At 40.9% G+C, this 21,687-nt stretch carries 16 protein-coding genes and 1 other annotated feature; of the genes, 4 read left to right on the top strand and 12 right to left on the bottom strand.

From position 1 onward, the window contains the following. Positions 1 to 18 precede the first annotated feature (18 nt). Both ACK8P5_RS13385 and ACK8P5_RS13390 read right to left on the bottom strand, forming a co-directional pair. Positions 19 to 2,334: a glycoside hydrolase family 3 N-terminal domain-containing protein gene (locus tag ACK8P5_RS13385; protein WP_422661471.1), complete on the bottom strand. Its 2,316-nt coding sequence runs from the start codon at positions 2,332 to 2,334 to the stop codon at positions 19 to 21. A gap of 181 nt (positions 2,335 to 2,515) precedes the next feature. Beyond that, on the bottom strand, positions 2,516 to 3,046 hold the full coding sequence (locus ACK8P5_RS13390) for a GNAT family N-acetyltransferase (RefSeq protein WP_422656776.1): 531 nt from the start codon (positions 3,044 to 3,046) through the stop codon (positions 2,516 to 2,518). Between the two features lie 71 nt (positions 3,047 to 3,117). Between ACK8P5_RS13390 and ACK8P5_RS13395 the strand changes: the two genes are divergently transcribed. Next, positions 3,118 to 3,672: a nucleotidyltransferase family protein gene (locus ACK8P5_RS13395; RefSeq protein WP_422656777.1), complete on the top strand. Its 555-nt coding sequence runs from the start codon at positions 3,118 to 3,120 to the stop codon at positions 3,670 to 3,672. On the opposite strand, the gene ACK8P5_RS13400 is transcribed toward ACK8P5_RS13395, so the two are convergent. After that, on the bottom strand, positions 3,673 to 4,278 hold the full coding sequence (locus ACK8P5_RS13400; RefSeq protein WP_422656778.1) for a pentapeptide repeat-containing protein: 606 nt from the start codon (positions 4,276 to 4,278) through the stop codon (positions 3,673 to 3,675). It abuts the gene before it with no gap. A gap of 158 nt (positions 4,279 to 4,436) precedes the next feature. Further along, positions 4,437 to 4,671, top strand: a binding site (T-box leader). A gap of 95 nt (positions 4,672 to 4,766) precedes the next feature. Here ACK8P5_RS13400 and ACK8P5_RS13405 point away from each other — a divergent pair. After that, entirely contained in the window at positions 4,767 to 6,116 is a 1,350-nt protein-coding gene (locus ACK8P5_RS13405) for an amino acid permease (protein WP_422661472.1), read from the top strand. 422 nt (positions 6,117 to 6,538) lie between these two features. On the opposite strand, the gene ACK8P5_RS13410 is transcribed toward ACK8P5_RS13405, so the two are convergent. From ACK8P5_RS13410 to ACK8P5_RS13430, 5 genes are all read right to left on the bottom strand, one after another. Then, positions 6,539 to 6,685: a hypothetical protein gene (locus ACK8P5_RS13410; RefSeq protein ID WP_422656779.1), complete on the bottom strand. Its 147-nt coding sequence runs from the start codon at positions 6,683 to 6,685 to the stop codon at positions 6,539 to 6,541. 14 nt (positions 6,686 to 6,699) lie between these two features. Continuing rightward, positions 6,700 to 7,188 carry a low molecular weight phosphatase family protein gene (locus ACK8P5_RS13415; RefSeq protein WP_422656780.1) on the bottom strand — a complete coding sequence of 163 codons (489 nt, stop codon included), beginning with the start codon at positions 7,186 to 7,188 and terminating at the stop codon, positions 6,700 to 6,702. A 28-nt stretch (positions 7,189 to 7,216) separates the two neighbouring features. Next, a complete protein-coding gene (locus ACK8P5_RS13420; protein ID WP_422656781.1) occupies positions 7,217 to 7,639 on the bottom strand; it encodes a hypothetical protein in 423 nt (140 codons plus the stop codon). Between the two features lie 136 nt (positions 7,640 to 7,775). Next, positions 7,776 to 8,339 (bottom strand): hypothetical protein, encoded by a 564-nt coding sequence (locus ACK8P5_RS13425; RefSeq protein ID WP_422656782.1) that lies wholly within the window; start codon positions 8,337 to 8,339, stop codon positions 7,776 to 7,778. A gap of 106 nt (positions 8,340 to 8,445) precedes the next feature. Next, complete coding sequence (locus tag ACK8P5_RS13430) at positions 8,446 to 8,919, bottom strand: NUDIX domain-containing protein (protein ID WP_422661473.1); 474 nt, start codon at positions 8,917 to 8,919, stop codon at positions 8,446 to 8,448. 174 nt (positions 8,920 to 9,093) lie between these two features. Here ACK8P5_RS13430 and ACK8P5_RS13435 point away from each other — a divergent pair, with 174 nt between their 5' ends. Further along, complete coding sequence (locus tag ACK8P5_RS13435) at positions 9,094 to 13,176, top strand: S-layer homology domain-containing protein (RefSeq protein WP_422656783.1); 4,083 nt, start codon at positions 9,094 to 9,096, stop codon at positions 13,174 to 13,176. A gap of 352 nt (positions 13,177 to 13,528) precedes the next feature. On the opposite strand, the gene ACK8P5_RS13440 is transcribed toward ACK8P5_RS13435, so the two are convergent. Both ACK8P5_RS13440 and ACK8P5_RS13445 read right to left on the bottom strand, forming a co-directional pair. Next, on the bottom strand, positions 13,529 to 15,925 hold the full coding sequence (locus ACK8P5_RS13440; protein WP_422656784.1) for a hypothetical protein: 2,397 nt from the start codon (positions 15,923 to 15,925) through the stop codon (positions 13,529 to 13,531). Between the two features lie 151 nt (positions 15,926 to 16,076). Continuing rightward, positions 16,077 to 17,354: an ABC transporter substrate-binding protein gene (locus ACK8P5_RS13445; RefSeq protein ID WP_422656785.1), complete on the bottom strand. Its 1,278-nt coding sequence runs from the start codon at positions 17,352 to 17,354 to the stop codon at positions 16,077 to 16,079. 317 nt (positions 17,355 to 17,671) lie between these two features. On the opposite strand from ACK8P5_RS13445, the gene ACK8P5_RS13450 reads away from it, so the two are divergent. Next, complete coding sequence (locus tag ACK8P5_RS13450) at positions 17,672 to 18,484, top strand: helix-turn-helix domain-containing protein (protein ID WP_422656786.1); 813 nt, start codon at positions 17,672 to 17,674, stop codon at positions 18,482 to 18,484. A gap of 92 nt (positions 18,485 to 18,576) precedes the next feature. On the opposite strand, the gene ACK8P5_RS13455 is transcribed toward ACK8P5_RS13450, so the two are convergent. Next, positions 18,577 to 19,533, bottom strand: a complete 957-nt coding sequence (locus tag ACK8P5_RS13455) for a phosphotransferase (RefSeq protein ID WP_422656787.1) — start codon at positions 19,531 to 19,533, stop codon at positions 18,577 to 18,579. A gap of 107 nt (positions 19,534 to 19,640) precedes the next feature. Then, positions 19,641 to 21,683 carry a family 16 glycosylhydrolase gene (locus ACK8P5_RS13460; RefSeq protein ID WP_422656788.1) on the bottom strand — a complete coding sequence of 681 codons (2,043 nt, stop codon included), beginning with the start codon at positions 21,681 to 21,683 and terminating at the stop codon, positions 19,641 to 19,643. Positions 21,684 to 21,687: the final 4 nt, after the last annotated feature.

Below are 21,687 nucleotides of genomic sequence, written 5' to 3' on the forward strand. Positions count from 1 at the left end.
TTATATAGGTATGGGTTGCTATTCTTTCACTTTGAATGGAACCATAAGCAATTCTTCTGTATTGCCACCGACCATCAGCTGAAATGTACCTGGTTCAACGACGCGCTTCAGTTTCCTGTTCACCATTTGAAGTTGTTCCTTGCCAATCTTGAAATGAACTGTTTTCGTCTCACCTGGGTTAAGTTCGATTTTGCTAAATCCCTTAAGCTCCATAATGGGTCTCGTTACAGAACTGACCTCATCACGAACATAGAGCTGAATGACCTCTTGCCCTAACAAACTACCTGTGTTTTCCACATCAACGGATAGCATAGCCTCACCACAAGTTGTAATTTGTTCTGGAACGACTTTTAGATTGGAATAAGAAAATGTTGTGTAGCTTAAACCATGTCCGAAACGATACAGAGGGTCGTTATCTATCTCTAAATACCGTTTCCCGTTTGTACGACGAACCTGGTAATATACAGGCAGTTGTCCAACATACTTCGGTACGGAGATCGGCATTTTCCCGGATGGGTTACACTCTCCGAACAGTACGTTCGCCACAGCATGACCACCTTCTTGCCCTGGGTACCACGCTTCTAATACGGCATCAATATGATCAGCAATCCACGGCTCGCTAACCGGTCTTCCGTTGATATAGACGACTACAACTGGAACTCCCGTCTCATGCACAGCTTTAACAAGTTCCAATTGCACCCCTGATAATGTCAGATCGATTCGGTCCACACCTTCACCTGAGTCCATGTCCGAGTCGCCTTCTGTTACTAAATTGGCTCCGGTTACTAGATCAATGGTATTATCGCCAAATTGCCTAGCGCTCGAACCTCCGACAACAACGACTGCAACATCTGCAACGCGGGCCGTCTCAACTGCTTCGGCAAAGCCGGAACGATCATCACCAAGAATGCGGCATCCTTCCGCATAACTCACATCAATATCTGCACCTACTTTTTCAGTTATACCCCGCAAAACCGTGACAATGGCCTCAGGAGGCTGTGGCGAAGTATAATCTCCGAGCTGATTATATCTATTCGATGCATTCGGTCCGATGACGGCGATACGCTTAAGCGATTTAGATAAAGGAAGTAAACTGTTATGGTTCTGAAGGAGCACGATTCCTTCTTCCGCTACTTTCCGTGCAAGTTCCCGATGGGCATCATAACCAACGATTTCAGACGCACGTTTCGAATCTGCATACGGATTTTCAAATAGTCCCAATCTGAATTTGATCGTCAAAATACGAGCAACCGCTTGATCTAAAATTTCGGTTGAGACTAGTCCAGATTCAATGGCGGTAAGTAAGTGGTTCTTGAATACCTCACCTGACATTTCCATATCAACACCAGCTTCTAACGCTTGAGCAGCCGCTTCCATATGATTAGATGCTACGTTGTGACCACCTGCAAGCATTCCCAGTGCACCGCAGTCTGTAATAACAAATCCATCAAAGCCCCATTCTTTACGTAATAGGTCGGTCAATAGTTCGCCATTAGATGTACACGGAATTCCGTCAATTTCGTTGTACGCCGTCATCAGCGACATCGCACCGGCTTCTACGGCTTTTTCAAATGGAAACAGGTCCTTTTCTAATAGTTCAATCGGTCCAATCGGAGCAGGGGCACCGTTACGTCCCCCGATCGAAGCACCATAACCTACGAAATGTTTAATTGTCGCTGCGATGCCGCCTCCGGAAGTATTGTCCTGTAATCCGCGGACCGCTGCCATACCCATCTCTGCGCATAGCACAGGATCTTCACCGAACGTCTCCTCCGTTCTTCCCCAACGTGGATCTCGTACAACATCGAGTATTGGAGAGTATGTCGCTGCACCACCACGGGACCTTGTTTCCTCAGATACAGCCCTATTTGCCTTTTCAAAAAGATCCGTATTCCATGTACTTGCTGCAGCAATAGGAACGGGGAAGACGGTTCCGCCTATAGACATATGACCATGAGCGCACTCTTCACCAAATAATATAGGAATACCAAGTCTTGTATCTTCTACTGCTATACGCTGTACTCTATTCACTGCCTCTGCACTCTCTTCAGGCAGCATACCCGTCTCCAAAGTAACGCCCGTCCACGGATCTGCCCGCAAGAAGCCATAAAATGATCCGACTTCTCCTTTTAAGATCATTTTTTCAAATTCAGGTTCTATACGTAATTCCCCATCTGTCCGGGTGTAAGAATGCCAACCGAACAATTGAATAAGCTGGCCGATTTTTTCAGCTGTTGTCATCCTGCCAAGGAGATCATTCACTCGTTCTACTGTAGGCAATGATGCATTGCGATATAGATCATCCGTCACAGCTCGCCCTCCAATGTAAGCCATAATTTTAATAGTTATCATACATTGTACTGAACTAGCTGGTACCATTCTTTAAAAAGTTAAGCCATTTTTTTGTACAATAAGGACATAATTTATAAGGAACATACAAATGCAGGCTAAACATAAGAAATAAAAAGAGCCACCCTTTTGCAGGCAGCTCATACTTCGTGAATATCTATTGACCTTATTCAGCAGTGATCGCAAACAAACAGTGATCTTCCCATACACCATTAATCTTTAAGTAGTTGTGTGCAAGTCCTTCGTGTCTAAAGCCTGATTTTTCTAGTACGCGAATCGATGCTGAATTTTTGGGCATTACCCCAGCTTGAATGCGATGCAATCCCAGTTCGTAAAATGCCTTGTTCACACACATTAGGACAGCCGCTGAAGCATAGCCTTTGCCATTGTGCTGCTCATCAATGAAATAGCCCAGATACGCATTTTGGAAAGGACCTCTAGCGATGCCCGTGAGTGCAATTCTTCCTATCAGTTCATCTTTCTCTTTCATGAAGATACCGTATGTATAGCCCGAATCTTGTAATCTGGATTGAATTCCAGCTTCGATTTCTCGTAGCTGTCCTTCTAGTGTATAATGTATTTCTTCACGAATTGGTTCAAACGGTTTTAAAAAATCACGATTTCTAAGCCTTAATGCAAGAAGATCTTCTGCATCTATTAATTCAAGACATTTTAAATAGATGTCGGATTTGTTCATTTCATATCATTCCATTCAAAGGTGAGTATAATATTCTATATACAGTGTGATTAAAGGAAGGAGTTTTTAATGTGACGAATTACGAAACCCAATTGATCGACATTATTAAGAGAGATCAATACATATTTTCAGTACTCGAAGCCGTTGAAGCACTAAATATAAACGATGCTTGGGTTGCTGCTGGAATCCTTAGAAATAAAGTGTGGGATGTATTACACAACATACATACACCTATAAACGACATTGATGTTATATACTTCGATAGCACAGATACCTCTTGGGAAACTGAAAAGGAATTGGAACAAATATTAGAGACATTAATACCAAATCAACCCTGGTCTGTAAAAAACCAAGCACGTATGCATTTGAAAAATGGATTCGATCCTTTCCAGTCCTCCTTTGACGGAGTTGCTCATTTCACTGAAATACCTACCGCAATAGCTGCCAAAAAGTGCAATAATGAGATGATAATCATGGCCCCCTATGGGCTTGAGGATCTGTTTAGAAAGACGGTTAAACCTACCCCTTATTATCAGAAGAATAGCCAATTACATTCAATTTATATAGAACGTATGCAAGAGAAAAAATGGGATGAAATTTGGGGAGATCTATCGATAGAGGTGTAATTAACCTATCTTTGCCCCATATGAAAGTGCAAACAACACAGCCTGCTCCCTGTCCATTTTCAGACCATTCACTGAGAAAGTTTTAAAATCCACACCTTCCATCTTCGCTCCTCTAACATCAGCATTCTGCAGTTTAGCTTTTGTCAGGACCGCCATGGTTAGGTCACAGTCTCTTAGATCAGCTTTTTCCAGATTGGCTCCCGATAAATCCGCTTCATAAAACTTAATCCCGCGTAAATCTTGTCTCACTAATCGGGTATGTCTCAAATTGGTATATGACCAGTCTCCTTGGACAATGGACAGGCCATCCATATTGGCTTCAGTAAAGTCTGAGCCAGTCATTTTACATTCCTCGAATTTGGATACAAATAGATTGGCACCATTGAAAATGCAATTCTCAAATGCCGTTTCTTTATGAATAGATCCATTTAATGTTGCTCCACGAAAGTCACATTCAACAAACCTACAATTGCTAGACGTAATTTCATCAAGTGAACCGTTACTGAACGAGCAATTCTTGAATGTACAACTGATGAGATCACCATATCTTAAGTCTTGTGTTCCAAAGTCGATACCTGAATACTGCTGATTACTATATTCAAACATTTGTTGCCTCCTAGAAAATGTTAGTCATTCTTCACTTATGATGCCTTTTCTTACTATATCATACGACTAAAATGTACCTTATCGTAAAATTATCATTGACTTTATAAATACATATTCGTATAGTACTAAATATTATAAAGATTACTACAACTCATATAGATAACACAAAGATAGGGAATAGTAAGAGTGAATTATTAGGCAAAGAGAGCTGCGATTGGTGTGAAGCAGTCCAATAATACTCTGAACTCGCCCAGGAGTGGTAAGACAAAAAGAATTGTTCAACTATTCTCTATGTTTTAACGAGTAACCTTCGTTACAAGGTTTAAGAGCTGAGTTCATTCGTGAACCAACAAGAGTGGTACCGCGGTTTGCTGAAGGCATATCGTCTCTTCTTTCATAGAAATATGAAGGAAGAGACGATATGCCTTTTTCTAATGCGAAGATCATTTGAATTTATATGCAAAATTATGATTGTTGGGGGAATTGTTATGGAGAGAGACAACCAGAAATTACAGCGTACAATGACTTCTCGTCATATTATGATGATGGCTTTAGGCGGAGCTATTGGAGCTGGCCTTTTTAAAGGAAGTAGTTCAGCTATTGATATGGCAGGTCCATCTGTCATTATCGCTTACTTAATAGGAGGAATCGTTTTACTATTCGTTTTGCAAGGTCTCGCCGAAATGGCTGTACGCAATAGTAATGCTAGAACATTTAGAGACCTAGTAGAGTCAATCTTAGGAAAGTACCCCGCTTATTTTTTGGACTGGATCTATTGGAAAATGTGGGTGCTTAATATTACAGCTGAAGCCATCGTTGCAGCTATTTTTATACAGTACTGGTTACCAGAATATCCGATTTGGATTCTCGCTCTAATTGTATCCGTCATCGTAACCGCAATTAACTTACTATCCGTTAAAGTGTTTGCTGAAACAGAGTACTGGCTGGCTTTAATTAAAATAACGGTTATTGTTGTATTTATTATTGCAGGTTTTATTCTTTTACTCGTCAGCTTTGGTAATCATACAGCTGTTGGTTTTTCTAATTTAACAAATCATGGTGGATTCTTTCCGAACGGTCCTAGCGGTATTATTACAGCAATGCTTGTTGTCATTTACTCCTACGGAGGTACAGAAATCATAGGTGTTACTCTGGCAGAAACAAAGAACCCTGAAAAAGTTGTGCCTAAAGCGGTTCGTAATACGTTATTCCGGATTATTTCCTTCTATATTATTCCGTTCTTCATCATTGTCAGTCTAATCCCATGGACAGAAGTTAATGGCGTACCGGAAAGTCCGTTTGTGATGGTGTTTAACATGATAGGAATTCCTGGTGCGGATCACATTATGAATGCCGTTATCCTGCTCGCCATTATTTCATCGATGAATTCCGGTCTGTATGGTGCATCCCGTGTACTCTACACTCAAGCGATGGATGGACTGATCCCATCAATCTTTTCGCGTCTATCTAACAAGAGGGTCCCTGTGTACGCCATTTTAATATGCACTTCTTTTTTATATATTGGCGTGATCATTTCCTTGTTTGCAGGTAGTAAAACATTCGACTATTTAATGGGATCCCTTGGGTATACCGTGTTATTTATCTGGTTAATCATAGCGATTGCTCATCTGAAATCACGTAAGAAAATGCCTGAACATACTAGTGGCTATAAAGTAAAATTCTTTCCGTATACAACTTGGATCGCCATCATCGCTTTATGTGCAATTCTAATCGGTATTGTGTGTACGACATCGATCATTGTAACTAGTATTACGCTAGCCATTTACATCATCATTACGCTAACTTATATTTTCAAAGGACGCTTTCAGAATATTTAGAGAAATGTGTCTCTCAGTTAATGTAGAATAAGGCAGTCACTCCCTCAAATCAGGGAGTGCTGCCTTATTTCATTGAGTGGATCTTACTTAAATTTAGAAGACCTCGTACGAAGAAGCACATACTGACAGCCCATACTACGCCAATCCAAGCAAATGATAACGAGTTATACAATGAGCTAGTTAGTGCCCTTGTCTCGAGTATACTTATACTTGCCAGTGCGCAAATACTGAACAGAACAAAGTGAGCTAGAATCCATCCATATCCCATTTTCTTATGTTTCATCATTAAAGTAATAACCACTATGATTGTAGGGACCATAACAATGAACAACCCAAGTCTTAAGAATAACAAGACCTCTTCCTCCAATAACAATTCCTTCACCTCATAATTAATGATAATGCGATAAGCGATATTACATTACTTATCTATTCTTCGTTGACATTTTAATTGCTATGTACAATAGAAGCCCAAAGGTAGCTCCTCCAAGCAATACTAAACCAATCTCACCTAAGAATAAAAGAATAAATGAAATACCCATGCCCATAATAATAAACCATAATATCTCCATCCATAATTCCCTCCTTAATTAGAGTCTATTAACGGGTGAGTTTTAGTTCTAAATTCCTCTATGTTCCGAATCATTAGAGGCGTTGATTCATAAAAGAAATGGACCAGCTTATTCATTTGTTCCAAAAAGTCTTTTCTATCGGGTGGTCCTATATTCACTGAGGTTTTTTGACCTTTATATATTTCATTAAATAATGGAACATCACGATTGTATTGCTCTTTTATATAAGTACGATGCAAATCACTCATAGCAATGATTACGTCATATTCATTAAAGAACTTACCATCAAACATTGTCCTGGTGAAACCAGTGGTGTCTATATTCAGTTCCTTCATTATCTTAAAATGAATATTTGAATACTTGCTAATATCATTATTTGCTTGTATACCCGCTGAAGTAACCTTTATTGAAGTATTATTACATCTGCGAAGAAAATCCTTCATACAAAATTCAGCTATTACACTTCGAGTAAAATTATCAGTACACACAAACATAATATTCATTGAATGCAACTCCATTCTACTAATAAGTCTAATTGACAAGAATTTCGATCGGATCCATAGTTAAAGAGCCATTATGTGAACTACTAAACCCATCAATATTCACAGATAGATCGTGTTTACCTTTTTTCGTGGCTATAAATTCATCTGCCACCTCCACAATTTGACCTGACTTAAACTCCGTTAAGTACCCCTTATCCATATAATTACGCTCTTCGTTACTACCTGAGAAGTAAAAGCGAATGATTGGCTCTCCGTGAGTAACTTTTATGGGTTTAACTCCCATATAGGTTAGAGTTCCTTTCACATTTAGTACATCGCCAGTAGCTATAACTGTTGACGTCGTTACTTCGAGAACAAAATCAGATACTTCTATACGCTGAGTTATAATATGTTCCGTTTTATCTGTTGAAGAACATCCTGCAAATACGGTGGAAACACCTATTACCAACATCAAGATGTAACTCCTAATATTCGCCACATATATCACCTCTCATTCTACAATGAATAATAGCTACCATGCATGATGGTAGCTATTTATATTGACTATGCATCCTTATGAGGCGAAGAATCATATTTTTCATTGCTAACTAATTATGTTCTATTAAATTTCCTTCGTTATCGTAATATTTATACTCAAATGCATACCTTCCATCTTTTGAGTCAGGCAAATCGATCCAAGCAACTGATTTCTCATGGATATTAAATTTCTGCAGTATTTCTTGTTCATTTACTTGTAAGCGCATTTTAGCAATATCATTTGCTGGATTTGTAACAATCATGAAAGACATCGCATTGGATATATCTTTCGACTGGCGCACTAAAAAAGAAGCAAATGATTGATTCGAATTCTTCTCAATGTGTTTCCATTCGTAATTACCTTTTTGATTTTTGGTGAATTGAATATATGCAGGATTATTATCTATTAAAAAACCAACAACTCTAATGTCATTTATATCTTTAATTTCTAGTATTTCTATCGAATCATTTTCGTATCCTTCGATCGAGGTTATTACTTTTTTTATGGATTCTTCATCATTTCCATATTGTCGGGTCGACCAATCCGAAGTGAAATAGACTAACAACGCTATCAAGATTAGAATCGTCGCTATAAATATAATGCTATTCGTTTTTGGTTTCCTTGTGAGCTGCATGTGTCCCCTCCTGTATCCTATCTAATAGTAACTTCCACAGAGATAGCTTAAGTTACATAATAGACGAAGTACTCATGAAATAGTTGCATGATGAATTATTTGAGGATTATTCAAACAAAGCCCTGTCGCTATGCAAATATTTCATAAATAGCTCTTTAGGATATTGAATTGCTATTTCCGGAATTTCTTCTTCTGTAAAAAATCGAAGCTCTACTGCTTCTCCATCAAGTCCATTTAGTTCCCCATCAATAATTGAACATTCAAACACCGTTACAATATATTCAACTTGATGACCATTACGATATGTATATCGGTATTTCTCTCCACCAAAAACACCAAGAATAAGCTCAGTACTCACATGCAATCCCGTCTCTTCATATACTTCTCGCTTCACCGCTATAGACGGTGTTTCACCCATTTCTATAGCACCCGCAGGTAGCCCCCAAGTAACCTCATTTTCCTTACGTATAAATAAGATCTCATTCTTCTCATTTCTTACAACTGCTGCAACAGATGGCATAAACAATAAATCTGGTCCTAATTTCTCTCTTAAATTCTTATAGTAATCTGACATTGGCATATTTCCACCCACCATTCTAATTATTGTATCTGCTAACTTCAATTATAAGATAAAAGCAATCTTATTGTTGTTAATTTTATACAAATAGCGATCATCCATAATACTCTAATAACAAATCGTTGCTATGCTTCTGAAAGAAATACTATTTTTTCTCAACAAAAAAGGAGTGTATTCATGTTTAACAAACGGTTGAAACAGGGCACAGCGATGATTCTTGCACTAGCTCTACTACTTGGGTTGGTCGTAATCCCGAAAAGCGCACCAGTCTTTGCTGAATCATTAGAAGATTGGGATATCTTATTGGAAAAGAATTCGGAATGGAAATTCAATGACCAAGGAAATGACCTTGGCACTGTTTGGCAAGCCACCTACGATGATTCAAGCTGGAGTCAAGGAAAAGCCCCATTCGGCTATAAAGATAATGGCAGTATGATCGCCACAGATAAGTTTGGGCCACTACAAACGACCACTAGTTACGGCAGTGACAAAAAAATGAAGCCACGCACTACATATTTCCGCAAAAATATAACTGTGAATGCGGAGCAGGTTCAAAACTATGGACAAATCCTCGGAACCTTTGCCATCGATGATGGTGCAGTCCTTTATGTAAATGGTCAAGAAGTGACTCGTTTCGGAATGCCGGATGGTCCGATCGACTTCTATACAAAAGCTATTTCGAGTAAAGATCTTCCCGTTATTTATTCAGATATCGATCTGACGAATTCTCTTAAAGCTCTACTTCGGGATGGAGATAATGAGATCGGAGTAGAAGTTCATCAGCAGAGTGATGGTAGCTCGGATTTGTACTTTGATATGCGTCTGGATGCACATGAAGATGCTCCACCTGTGCCTACGACTGAAGTAACAAAAGTTACGGTTACTTTTAAGGGTGACCCTAAAACTGCCAAAGGATTTACATGGTTCACTCCTAAGCAATCGGTAAACAGCGATCTTCAAGTTGTTCCAAAAGGAAGTGATCTACCTGATTTTAATTCCGCCATGAAGTTCGTAGGTAGATCAGAATCAGCAAAATACTCCGATGAAATTTCACATAAAGCAGAAGCTACAGGACTACAACCCAAAACTTCTTATTACTATCGTGTGGGAGACGAAAGCTTAAATATATGGAGTGAAGTCGGAGTATTCACAACGGCACCAGAGAGCGGAGCCTTTACTTTTGTCGATCTATCCGATACCCAAGCTCAGAATGAAGAAGAAGCTGCACTATCTGCAGCCACGATCTCTAAAGCTATGCAGACCGTACCTGAGGCAGAATTCTTCATGCTAAACGGCGACATTGTTGAACGTGGTTCTAATGAACAAGAATGGGACTGGTTGCTTGGCTTCTCGCAAAATAGCTTACTTAATACAACCATCGCTCCAGCAACAGGAAATCATGAGAAAGAAAAGTATTCTTTCAACCAACATTTCAATATATTATCTCCTCCAGGCTCATCTACTGAAACAGGTGAATACTATTCATATGATTACAGTAATGCTCATTTTATCGTACTGAATACGAATGAGAATTCCTCGGATTTTCGTAATTTCTCTCCGGAGCAAGTTGCTTGGCTTAAACAGGATGTCAGTGAGGCAAAGGCTGCAGGAGCCAAATGGATTATTGTCAATTTGCACAAAGGCCCTTATACAACAGCTAGCCATGCAACGGATAGCGATATCATGGGACCGGGTGGAGAACGTACGACGATTGCTCCTTTGATGAATGAGCTTGGTATCGATCTTGTACTCCAAGGACATGATCATATCTATGCAAGGTCTAAGCCGATTCTTGCAGATGGTACCGCTGAGAATGTAGAAAAAATCACCGAAACTTATCAAGGACATACTATTGAATATGCCGTTAAACCTAACGGAACAATCTATTACATCCCTTCTACGGCGGGTGCGAAAGTCTATTCCAAAAATAAAAGCTCTTCCTTGGGAGAGAACTACTTCAATTTATTTGAGCGGGCTGAAGAAAACCACGCCTTTAAGAATGGAAGTCTTCAGCGCGGACTGGTTCAGAATTTTGCAAGCATTACAATTGACGGCGATAAACTTAGTGCATTAACTTATGAAATCGATCAAAGTGTTAACAATGCCACCCCTTTTATTGTAGATCAGTTTGGAATTACCAAACAGGATGAACCGGATTACAGCAATGAGAAGATCAGCAAAGTAACTGCTACTTTTTATGGAGATACGAAATCTTCTAAAGGCTTTACATGGCATACGTCCACAAAGCTAACGGATTCAACTATTCAAATCACGAAAAAAACGGATTCAGAACCTGATTTTAGCAAAGCAATTATATTTACAGGCTCCTCTGCTCCATCTAGCAATTCCAGAGACGAACTCGTTCATAAAGCGGTGGCCACTGGACTTGAAGCGAATACTACGTATTATTATCGAGTAGGAGATAAAGCACGCGGGGTTTGGAGTGATGTTGGCACCATTCAAACTTCAGCAGCAAGTGGTGCTTTTACATTCATTGATCTTGCAGATACACAAGCTAAAACTTCAGATGAAGCTGAATTATCTGCACAGACACTTGAAAAAGCACTTCAAACCGTCAAGGATGCTCAGTTTGTCGTTCACAATGGAGATTTGGTGGATAAGGGCACTAAAGAAGAACAATGGGACTGGTTGCTTGGCTTCTCTCAAAAGAGTCTATTAAATACGACCTTCGTACCTTCTGCTGGTAATCATGAGGACGAGAATTTTGCTTTCTACGAGCACTTTAATATTAATGAACCTAAAGGTTCCGCTACGGAAACTGGAGCTTACTATTCCTATGATTACAACAATGCTCATTTTATCGTACTGAATTCTAACGAAGATTCAGAAAAATATGCAAACTTCTCCGAAGAACAAATCGAATGGTTAAAGAAAGATGCCATTGCAGCCAAAAAAGCAGGTGCGAAGTGGATATTTGTCAATATTCATAAGGGACCTTATACGACCTCAAACCATGCAACTGACTCTGATATCATGGGGGCTAACGGAGTTCGACAGCAGATTGCACCCCTTATGGCTGAACTGGACATTGACTTTGTTATGCAAGGACATGACCATATTTATGCACGCACCAAACCCATTACTAAAGATGGTAAAGCTACATCTCCTACGAAAATAAAAGAATCCTTACATGGAGAAACCATCGAATATAGTGTTAATCCAGATGGTAGCATCTATGTCATCCCTGCAACAGCAGGTCCAAAAGTATACTACAAGAACCCTAGTGATAAACTTGGGGAAAGCTATTATAATCTCTTCGATCGAGCCGAGGAAAATCATGCTGCTATCTATGGTCCAGATCCAAGTGATAACCGTAGACCCAAACGGAGCCAGGTTCAAAACTTTATGGGTATTACAGTAGACGGTAACAAGTTTACAGCTGTTACTTATGAAATCGATCAGAATAAAAATGATGCGAAGCCATTCATTGTAGATCAATTTGGTATTATCAAAAAAGATTCGGAGCCTTCTACACCGGGCCCTGGAACAGGTACGGACAATGGTAGTAATCCCAATACCCCAGGTTCTGGTTCTAGTGGCGGAAATTCTTCCGGTGGTGGAAGTAACACCGGATCAGGCAATACGAATGGCAACAATTCTGGTTCGAATAACAACAATAGTGGAACCAACAGTTCGAACAACGGAAATACTACTGGAAATGGAAGTAGTTCTACAGGGAATGAGGGAACCGGCACCACTCCAGTTTTACTTAAAGACATTTCAGGACACTGGGCAGAAAGCGCCATTCAAGCCGGTATTACAGCGGGGTACATTTCGGGTTACAGCGATCAGTCGTTTAAACCGAACGCAACTATTAACCGCGCGGAGTTTATTACGATGTTAGGTCGTGCCTTAGGGATGAATAACCAGGTAAATAACCTTACATTTAAAGATGTGAAGAATATCCCAGCTTGGGCTAAGCCTTATGTTTCTTCCGCTATCGAAGCAGGAATTGTTAGTGGTTATGCGGATGGTACATTCAGAGCAGATAAGCAGCTTAATCGTGCAGAGGTAACCACCTGGATGGTTCGTGCTGCAGGACTAAAGGTAAATGCTAATGCACCCCTCTCCTTCTCAGATCGCAAATCAATCCCAGCTTGGGCGGTACCTTATGTTGCAACAGCTGTTAAGGAAGGTCTTGTTGGCGGGGTAGGTCAGAATCGATTTGCTCCTCAGCAGATTGCTACTCGCGGCGAAGCAGCAGCCTTTATCGCGAAACTGTTAAAAGTAAAGGCATAAAACTTTCATGTAGTTTATCTAAACTAAGCCCTCGATCTCATTTGAGACCGAGGGCTTTCATCTACACTTGATAATCATGTTTGTTTGTATCGTCATTTTTGCTGCAACCAGCTCTGAAGACTCGGCGACGATGCATAGTTCCGACACCGATTAAATCGCCCGGACCATACAAGGTGAATACCACTTCAAACCGATTGATATACTCGCATCACTTACGCTTCCATTCACATCCTTAAATGTTGCTTCACAATCGATCGCATCTTTTTTACTCTCAACACTTTTCCTTGATAAATTGATACTCCACAAAGAATCACACAGAAGAAGCGGGTATTCACAGCTGGGTTCTACCCAATCATATTTCGCCGACCGTTTCTGGATCGCCCCAAGTAAATATTTTCACGCTTATAGACGGTTTTGGATCGCCCTCAAATTTACAACTGAATGAGACCGTGTGCCCACCATTTCGTATGATTGGCGCATCTGCCGATGCTTGAACCGTCTGTAGAAGGTTCCAGTTTTGATCATAGATTTTTCCGGTTCGCTCTCCATCGCATACAAGATATTGATTAGCCATAATTTCCGTTTCGAATGACATGTAGACCCCGCTTGTGTAAAATGTAGGTCTCTTCACAGATGCGTCCTCGTTACCATAAGATGGCATAACACGCAGAACAAACTTCAGCGGTTGATCCGCATATTTATTGAAATATGCCCAGTCGGCCCCTCCCGGTTGCCCTGGCTGCAGTTCTGCCGGATTGCATACAAGTGGCTTCGAGATATGAACGGGATACAGGTTCCAACGATTCTCATCAATCGGTTTCAAGTGCCAGTCGCCCTTCGGCTCACGTAGCCGTTCGCGCTGTTCCGGCGTAAATGCTTCGGTCCGTCGAGCTTTTTCCCATTCGTGTACCGCCGTTAACAACATCTCAATATTGCCATTTCGCTGTAGCACTGCCGAATCGACGCACAGAGCAAATCCGGCACCGAATCCGGCCGCTTTCGACAACACCCATTCGATTTCATCCGGCGCTGTCGCTTCGAACCTGTCGGAAGCGGATCGAACTAGAAACCATCCGAGCATCGGTGGTATAAAGTTACGGGTAAAGTAACGCTGATTACTTAGTCGCCACTCAAGTTGGCCTTCACGTGTTGCCGCACCCCAAGGCTCTCCCCAGTTGAATCGAGTAAATACATGCCATAAATAATTAGAAACAACGATGCTTGCATCATTGAGCACTTCATCACCCCAACCGTCATAGCACATCTTCACAAACCGATTGACGCCATATGCCTCATGACCGGTTGCGTACAAGCCTTCCAAACCATCGAATGAAATTTGCTTCAAGCCGGTCGTCTTGAACAATTCAGCAATCCGTTTACTATAGTTATCTTGCAGTACGATATTCGGGAAAAAGACGTCGTAGGGGTGATCCCATAACCGACCGATCTCCGCACCCGCTTCATGCTCAGCGACTACCGTACCATTAACGCCTCGTCTTACGCCTAGCAATTTCCACGGTGCATTCTCGGTCACGGTGTCATATTCTATCAACTCGCTGCCAATCCTCACCGAGTTACGGAACAAATTCTGTGCAAAAGGGGCTGGGTCGCTCACTTCGATTTCCTGTTCCTCCGTACCTAGTGACATCACCAGACTAGCCGTTCCCGCCAATTGCAGCCGTTCGTCTGGCGCTGGTGTAACATATGGGTCATTTAGTGTAGTAAAGTTTGAGAGTGTATGTACTCCGACATGAACACCTTCGCTTTTAGCAAGCTCAACGCATGCTTTCAACCCTTCGTCGCCGTTCGGAAAACTTCTACGTTTCAACGTAAAATGACCCCAGTTCACGAACGGGTCGGGATGGTACACATAGTTTAGACCAGCCATCTTCGTGTATCGGACCGCGTCAGCCATTGTTAATTCTGAAAAATCGGTGATCAAATACGATTGGTTCGCTGCCGGGGATATTTTACCCCACATACCTTCAATCATCGGATGAGGCAGCCCTTCACCAAGTTCTATCGCTTCAATTGTCTCAAGCACCCGGTCTACCGTGCAGCCGAACAAAGCGATCTTCGTACCGACGATTTGCGCATCATCACCGGTGAGCGGAGCGACTTCAACGTTAGGTAAATTCCATACCGGACGCGTATCCGCATTGGTGCGATTTCTTGCATATGCTTGCAGCATACTCCCATCAATAGTCGGCCACGCTGCACAAACGTCGTATTCAAACTTGTTATCAGAAGGAAGCTGGCTGTCAGGATCTGGTTGCCCATGGTGCGAATACGTTGTTTGGACATATTCCCCTCTATCGAGTTCTAATGGCCATCCGCCGATGGTTTTCATATTCAACGCCTGTATGCCAATGGCAAATGATCCATTATGCACGACTCCAACTGACTCTCCAATTGAACCGTCAATTGTCGTGATGTAAGGTCCCCAAATGATGGCATCCACATGACCATCTATACTTTGCACTTCAAATGTTGCATAAAGCCCTTTTTCTTCGGTCAGAACATTCACAGTTGCTCCACATTGAGTAAACTTCAACGTCACTATGCCAGATTCCGCATTGTATTCAGCCTGCGATGGTACCTCCATTCGACCACCAACGATAACCTGAACTAGATATGTCATATGTATTTCAGATTCATATCGTTTGGCGATTGTAGTTTCAGTCAGTCCAACCACATTGCCTTTTTCATTTATTTGTATTAACAGATTTCCCGCCGAAATATTGAACATCCCATTCTCATCTCCTTAATATCTATTCGAATTGTCAATCATGATGAGTGAACTGCATCCTGTGATTTTTGGATATACCCATTGTTCATCCTCCTCTTACGTAGCCAAGAATACTATGCGGCCTTCTAATGAAGACTGCTCGAGTCTTATATTATTCGGGTTTATCCGCGAGCATCTTATTAATTTCCTCTTCTGCTTCTCTTAAAGCTGTATTCAAATCTTTTCCATTCAAATATTCATCGAATTTTGTATTCGTAATCTCTAAAGCAGCACTATTGTATGTTGAAAAGACAGGTGCCGGTGCAGGTTTACTTTTGAATACTCCAGCGATATTTTTATCCTTAACATGTGGATTATCGGCACCGAAAGCATTTTGGACTTCTGGATTTTTTAGAGCCGTTACGCGCATCGTTTTCGAAGCACTCAACTTCTGAACTTCATCAGAGGTGATGACACTGATTGCTTTCGCTGCTTCATCTGGATTTTCGCACGTAGTATTGATCGTTAGAATGTGTGCATCAACCATTCCGTACGTATTTTCATGGCCTGGAAAACTTGGATATTGCACAACATCCCAATTCGTAAATCCTTCGTCAGACATTGCGGACATGTTAGGAAAAATGTTCATCGCAGCAATCATCGCGCCTGTCTTGTTCAAAAATGCCCACGCGGTATCTTTGTCATTACCAGGTATTTCGAGAATGTTATGAGCCGTTTGGAAGACTTGCTTCCACTCATCGTTATTAACGCTGGCTTTATTCGTCTTCGAATCAACCGGAACGATGCCTAAAGGGAAAGATAACCTCTCCAGATGTTCATAACTTAGACCACTATATTGCATTCCATCGATTTTACCTGTAACTTTCTTGGCAAGCTCTGTTACTTCATTCCACGTCATTCCGTCTGTGGGATATGGAACACCGAAACTATCAAATATTTCTTTGTTATAGTAAAGTGCATTTAACTGCATAGCGAACGGCAGACCATATAATTCACCGTTATCCGAAACATTTCGTACCGTTTCCAGAACGACATCTTCAAAACGATTGATATCAACACCTTGCTTTTCTATAAATGGAGTTATATCTTGAAATAGTTCAAATCCTTTAACTGAAGGCATTGCACCGTTCCATATCAGCATCATGTCAGGTGTGTTTTTGGCTGCGATGAGTTCCTCTATTCCTGCTCCATCTGGCCCTTTAAACAATTCTAATGTAATGTTAGGATATTTCGCTTTAACAGGTTCAGTAAATAAAGTATTGAAGTCTTCTTCACTAATTCCAACTGACACTGGCATAACCGTAAGTGTAACCGGTTTTGCATCTTGTACTGGATCAGTGCTTGTTACTGTTGTATTATCTATTTTGTTGGAACAAGCAGTTGTGAATATAAAAATTACGAATAATAGAATCGTTAATGTTCTTTTCATAAGAACCCCCAAATTTCATAATTTCTTCACATCTCAAACACCCTAGAAAATGATAGCGCTTGCAATTTAATTTTGTATCCATATCACCTTTTGAGTCGTCAATCAGTATACAATGCATCCCCTTTTCCATTAGTAAATAACTGTTCACTTAGAATATATGCGTCTCCATCACCCTTTCCTTTTTTGTAAAATACTTCATATTAATATTCCCTAGAATACAGTGATAGCTATATAAAAACAATGGCTGTAATTTGCATATATGTGTCTCAAATTGATGTTTTCAAGTATTTATACAATCCGTAGAATAGGAGGAGTGCGTGTTGTCAAATTCAGTGCTGTTTAACTTTGAATCCATAAGATACGCATGGGCTGGGTCTATAGTATATCTTCCAGGTGGGAGTTACGGCCCCAGATATCAGCAAGATATTCAGCTAGTTATGTTGTACACAGGAGAAATGAACGTCAACATTGACGGGCGTGAGCTCCATGTTTTGCCGGGAAATGTCGTGTTGTTAAAACCAGGTCATGTAGAAACATTTACTTTTTCTAAAACTGAAGAAACTTGGCATAGATGGATCGCCGTAGGTATACACCAACTTGAACCGAATCTGATCGAGCATTTGTATACGCTACCTGAGCTCCTCCCGTTAACGGATGAAATGAACAAGTTGATTGAACTCATGCTGAATATTCAGCGCTACGCCGATGCCTATGATCCCGCGCTTCTTAGTTTGGGGATGGCATCAATTCATTTATATCCTTCCGAGATGTTACGAATGCACCAGCAGCAGGAGAAGCATCCGGCGGTTTACAGCACACTCGCTTGGGTTAGAGATCATTATACAGAGGAGCTCTCCCTCAAGGACTTAGCTTCCCTATCCGGTGTCTCTCCTGAACACCTAGTTCGCTTATTCAATCGTTCAGAAGGGGTTCCGCCGATCCAATATTTATGGAACTATCGCATCACGAAAGCAATCGAACTGCTCACGAATACAGGACTCACAGTGAGCGAGATTGCTCTCCGCTGCGGTTTCAAAACGTCACATCATCTTTCACGCCTCATTAAGAAATCAAGTGGAAGAACTGCAACAGAGATTCGCCGAGTGGCCTTCACTGGAATGAAAAAATAAAAAAGAGCCGAGAGACATGCTCAAAAGCAGTTTTCCCAGCCTTTTTATCCTATTGATAAACTTTGAATGAAGTTAATCCAAATGTATTCGCGCTACAAAGAGACGATATTATCTTGTTGGTTGACGAAGTTGTTTCCAACAACCATATCTAAATATTTCTTAAGATCATCTTTTGCTTGCCTATTGCCAGACCACGCTCCTAAGTTCCAACTCATATATTTAAGACCTAAATAGCGAGAAGCTATCGTGAATAGGTGTCTAAAGCGTCGGTCGGAATACACAATCCCTTGATCCGCTAGAAATTGTCTATATTTTTCTACTTGTTCAGAGTTAGTACATCGCAAAGGAAAATCAAGAAACAGTGAACCGTATCTAGCATCTTCCCAATCAATAAAAAATACATCGTTGTTATTATGTACTAATACATTACCTGGATTTAGATCATTATGTATTAATGTATGAGTACTCTCTTCATTGATAACATCGATAATATCTTTAAAAATTGTGGATGCAGCTGCTTCTACCCATGGAATATAATCACCGAATTCAGTAACAAAGCAGTCATCTTTTAAAGATGCCTGCCATTGTGGTCTCCATCTTGTGTTAATCATCGTTTCAATATGATGAATATCTACCGGAGACAGCCATCTTAGATCTTCTACTCGTCTTAAATTTGAAGCGTGAATATGCCATAGAGCTGGCAATTCTTTTTGCTGAAGTGCTGCAATATTTAGATTGGAGTAATCAGTCTGATAATCAACATCCTGTAAACATATAAGTGCCCTCTCTTCATCCGCAGAGCTATCTGTTAAAAAGAATGGTACATTTGCTCCTTGAGAATGAAGTCTATTTAGCACTCTACGTTCTATTATGGATGCGTATTTTGTAATTAAAGATAGTTGGATATTCTCTGATTTCTTTAGATGAATGGTATGACGATGTAAGGAAACTGCTTGGAGTCCGATATGAATTGGTTTACTTTCAATACTCTTAATTTCCGCACTAGGATCGATAAATTTTCGGATTGTCTTTAATAATATTCTTTCCAAGCAATCAGCTCCTACTAAAATCAATACATTGATTATAAACGTTAAAAGACCCAAGGTGGATCCTTTTCTCAAAGAATCCAGCACTCGGGTCTACGTTTCAAATTCATTTATTCTACAAAAGTGATCTCCCGCATTACGATTTTGTTCTCCCATTTCGTATTGACGGATTTGATGTTGATTTTGATAGCAGAACTAGTTAACGGCTGTTGTAGATTAACCCTTACCGTTTCACCTGCTTCACGATCACCAACACTTGTCCAAGGGATTGTATACTCTACGCCTTGGTCTATCCAACTACTGGTCTGTGCATCCCACGATGAAAGTGTGAACGAACGAATGCCCTGTCCATTCCCGTAATTAGCTGAGAATAACATAGATGATATCGTCTTTTGACTGCCGAAGTGATAAGAAATGAAAGCATTGACTGGAAGTGGATTCATAACAGCCGTCCAAGCCGACGAAGTCGAAGTGGTATCACCATCAAATAAGAGATCTAACTTGTTCGGATTTAGATTCGTATCCCAAGAGGTAGGCTTAATCGTCAAAGTAGGTGTGCTCAATCCTTGCGTATTGGAAGGAATATTCGGGAGAACTCCATTCTTAATAACACTCTCTCCCCTAGCTAATTTCTCCAAATCCTGAGCTGTGATTGGATCCCATCGAACAAATTCCTGAGTAACGACTCCATCATTATAAGTAACATCCGTGTATGACTTCGTTCCAGGTAAATTCGGTTCTGTAAAGGTCTGTCCTTCTTGTCCAACCACGGCAGAGGTATAAGATTTTGGTGTGGATGAAGGAGGTACTGACATCGTAACATTCGCTATATTAGTAATAGCAAGTTGTTCGGGCGGCAGTGCTACATGACCTTGAGGAATCGGCTTGTATACACGTACATAGTCTATACGGAATGTATTTGGGTATGGCTTACTCACCCATGGTCCTGTCCATCCCCCCGCTCTCTTCTCATATAATGAGAAAAGTTGAATCAGTGGATAGCTAATATTCACGTTTCTTTCGCCTGTCTTTACACCATCTACGTAAAACTCCATTTTGTCAGGCTGGTTTCCACTTCCTGCACCCTCGACCCAATTAAAGCCGTACGTATGAAATTCATTGTGAAAATCCTTATTGTTGTTCGTGTAAGTAAAGCCATTGCCCTGCGGCGCATCAGGATCACCCCAGCGATGAAAGGCAACGGGTACTTGATGAGCATTCAAACCCAAAATTTCAAAAATATCAACTTCTGCAGATTCTATCGGTGTATCTTCAAATCCTAGAAGCCACCAAGCAACATGTCGTGATGAGCCAGGCTGTCCCATCGCACGAATCTCATAATAACCATACTTATTGATATGTGTTAACTCAGTCTCCAATGGATTTCTAACAACATTGTTTCCATTCCAATTATGAAGTCCATTCCGGTTTCCTGTTGTAAAGCCTGATACTACGGTTTGTCCATCAAACTCAGGTGCCCACGGTTGAGTATTAGCCATGATTTGCAGTTTCATGAGACCATTCTCCATCACGTATGTCGGCTGAGCCCTCTGAGGGGTCTTTGTCCATGAAGATAGATACTTGTCTACCCACTTCTGTTCATCTAAGCTGTTACCCTCAAATTCCTCCTGAAATATCAGCCGGTAACCCGGCTTCTCTATTGGAGACGGAGATGATTCACGAAACGTAATATAATCAAGACCAGGACCATTCTGTCCCGTAGGAGCAAAGAATTTAATCGTATTTTCCTGTCCCGCCGTAAGTTTCACTGGAAGTATCTCGGTTGTAAATGTGCCCCATCCGCCACTATTCAGAGAGGATATATGCTGCGGAGCCTGCTGATTAACAGAGAACATTAAATTTCGGATCTCTCCTGATCGGTAACGAATGCTCATGTCAAAAGTTGTACCTTGTGGAGGCGTGACTCGAACAGTTAAGCTATTCGCTTCTCCGTTATCAATAAAACTAACGGTTTTCCCCGAATTCCCTACTACAACTTCCTCTTTTACTGTACCTGTCTTTGATCCACTTTCGGCTTCGACTTGCTGGGACCATTCAGTAGCTCCGTGAGCTAATGTTGCAGGAACCAGTCCTGCTAATAATACTAGCGACACTGGAACTCTGAGTACATTTGTTACCGATCTCCATGACATTTAA

The sequence above is a fragment of the Paenibacillus sp. EC2-1 genome, assembly GCF_049311625.1.
Taxonomy (GTDB): Bacteria; Bacillota; Bacilli; order Paenibacillales; family Paenibacillaceae; genus Paenibacillus_AQ.

Bases quoted from the DNA above. Each gene is read 5' to 3' on its own strand.
- ACK8P5_RS13385 (WP_422661471.1), bottom strand. From the start codon at position 2,334: ATGGCTTACATTGGAGGGCGAGCTGTGACGGATGATCTATATCGCAAT.
- ACK8P5_RS13390 (WP_422656776.1), bottom strand. From the start codon at position 3,046: ATGAACAAATCCGACATCTATTTAAAATGTCTTGAATTAATAGATGCA.
- ACK8P5_RS13400 (WP_422656778.1), bottom strand. From the start codon at position 4,278: ATGTTTGAATATAGTAATCAGCAGTATTCAGGTATCGACTTTGGAACA.
- ACK8P5_RS13405 (WP_422661472.1), top strand. From the start codon at position 4,767: ATGGAGAGAGACAACCAGAAATTACAGCGTACAATGACTTCTCGTCAT.
- ACK8P5_RS13410 (WP_422656779.1), bottom strand. From the start codon at position 6,685: ATGGAGATATTATGGTTTATTATTATGGGCATGGGTATTTCATTTATT.
- ACK8P5_RS13415 (WP_422656780.1), bottom strand. From the start codon at position 7,188: ATGAATATTATGTTTGTGTGTACTGATAATTTTACTCGAAGTGTAATA.
- ACK8P5_RS13420 (WP_422656781.1), bottom strand. From the start codon at position 7,639: ATGTTGGTAATAGGTGTTTCCACCGTATTTGCAGGATGTTCTTCAACA.
- ACK8P5_RS13425 (WP_422656782.1), bottom strand. From the start codon at position 8,339: ATGCAGCTCACAAGGAAACCAAAAACGAATAGCATTATATTTATAGCG.
- ACK8P5_RS13430 (WP_422661473.1), bottom strand. From the start codon at position 8,919: ATGCCAATGTCAGATTACTATAAGAATTTAAGAGAGAAATTAGGACCA.
- ACK8P5_RS13435 (WP_422656783.1), top strand. From the start codon at position 9,094: ATGTTTAACAAACGGTTGAAACAGGGCACAGCGATGATTCTTGCACTA.
- ACK8P5_RS13440 (WP_422656784.1), bottom strand. From the start codon at position 15,925: ATGTTCAATATTTCGGCGGGAAATCTGTTAATACAAATAAATGAAAAA.
- ACK8P5_RS13445 (WP_422656785.1), bottom strand. From the start codon at position 17,354: ATGAAAAGAACATTAACGATTCTATTATTCGTAATTTTTATATTCACA.
- ACK8P5_RS13460 (WP_422656788.1), bottom strand. From the start codon at position 21,683: ATGTCATGGAGATCGGTAACAAATGTACTCAGAGTTCCAGTGTCGCTA.